Below are 1,425 nucleotides of genomic sequence, written 5' to 3'. Positions count from 1 at the left end.
CCTGTAGGAGATGGAATAAAGCGGGCAGGCCTTGATCGGGCCGGAAGGAAGAGGACAACCTCCGCCAATGAGAAACGAGGTCACCCTAAGGGCCTCAACAAAGCCATAACGGAGGAGGTTGTCCGATGAACTACGCTGGCATCGATCTGGCTTCCAAATCAAGTGCTGTTGCCGTTGTGGATGAGCAGGGCAACGTCATGGAACAGCGGGAAGTGGCCACCGACGCCGGGCAGTTGGCCAAAGTGCTGGCCCCGTTTGCGCCGGTGTCGGTTGTGGTGGAGTCCTCACCGCTGGCCGAATGGGCCTGTCAGGTGCTCGAAGAGGCCGGTCACCAGGCGCAGATCATCGACGCCCGGGCGGCGAAGCATCTGATGGATGCCCGCAAGAAGACCGACCGGCGTGACGCCCAGACGCTGGCTCAGATCGTGCGTTCAGGGTGGTTCCAGCCGGTGCACCGCAAAAGTGACTCGGCGCGGCTGGAGCGCACCCAGCTGCAGGGGCGCCAGGGGCTGGTCAGAACCTACTGCAGCATCGACAGCCAGATCCGCGGGCTGTTGCGGGCCCACGGGATCTGCCTGGGACTGGTCAGCAAGAGCCGGTTCGCGCAGCGGGTCCGGGAACGGGCCCAGCAGCACAGCGAAGCGCTTGTGGCGGTGCTGGAGCCATTGCTGGCGGTGTACGAGCACAGCCTGGAACAGGCCGAGGCCATGAAAAAGCAGATGCAGGCCCAGCAGCGTGAGGACGAGCTCCAGCAACAGCTCCAAAGCGTGCCCGGTGTGGGGCCGCTGACGGCGAAAGTGTTCGCCTCAACGGTGGATGACCCACGGCGCTTCGCCAATGGTGAACAGGTGGCGGACTACGCGGGCCTGACGCCCGGGGTGACCCAATCGGGAGAACGATGCGTGCGTGGCTCGATCACCCGCCAGGGCGATCACCTGCTGCGCTGGCACCTGGTGGAGGCCGCCCATGCGATGATCCGCCAGGGCAGCGACTGTCGACTCAAACGCTGGGCCCGTCAGCTGGCCGAGACCAAGGGGGCGGCCAAGGCGCGGGTGGCGCTGGCACGCAAGCTGGCCATTGTGCTGTGGCGGTTGTGGCTCAAGGGCGAGCGCTTCGAACCCGAGCACGGCACAACGGGCGCAGCGGCCTGAGAGACGATAGGGACCCAACGATCACTGATAAGGGCGGATCAGCGAATGACAAAGCAGCACAGAAAGTAACCAGGCAAGTGGGTTGGACGAGTTCGGAGCTGTTGACCCCGTGGCACGCTTGAGGCGCTGACCTCGTGTAGGAGATCAAAGGGCAACGGCCTCCGATTCCATACTGCGGCACAGACCGCGAAGAGAAGCCTGAAAGCTCGTCGAACCCAATCCTTAACCAGAGTCAACGGGCGTGGGTTGATCCCGACGCCCGCTTTAGAGAAGC

The 1,425-nt window shown here is 63.9% G+C and carries 1 protein-coding gene; it reads left to right on the top strand.

All coding sequences use genetic code 11. The features are described 5' to 3' along the window. The first annotated feature begins 125 nt into the window (after positions 1–125). Positions 126–1,151 (top strand): IS110 family RNA-guided transposase, encoded by a 1,026-nt coding sequence (locus F3089_RS15730; protein ID WP_151441727.1) that lies wholly within the window; start codon positions 126–128, stop codon positions 1,149–1,151. Positions 1,152–1,425: the final 274 nt, after the last annotated feature.

Origin of the sequence: Halospina sp. K52047b (assembly GCF_008709855.1) — a bacterium.
GTDB classification, from domain to species: domain Bacteria; phylum Pseudomonadota; class Gammaproteobacteria; order Pseudomonadales; family Oleiphilaceae; genus Halospina; species Halospina utahensis_B.
Note: the sequence above shows the minus strand (reverse complement) of the source record. Positions and strands in the feature narration are given on the sequence as shown.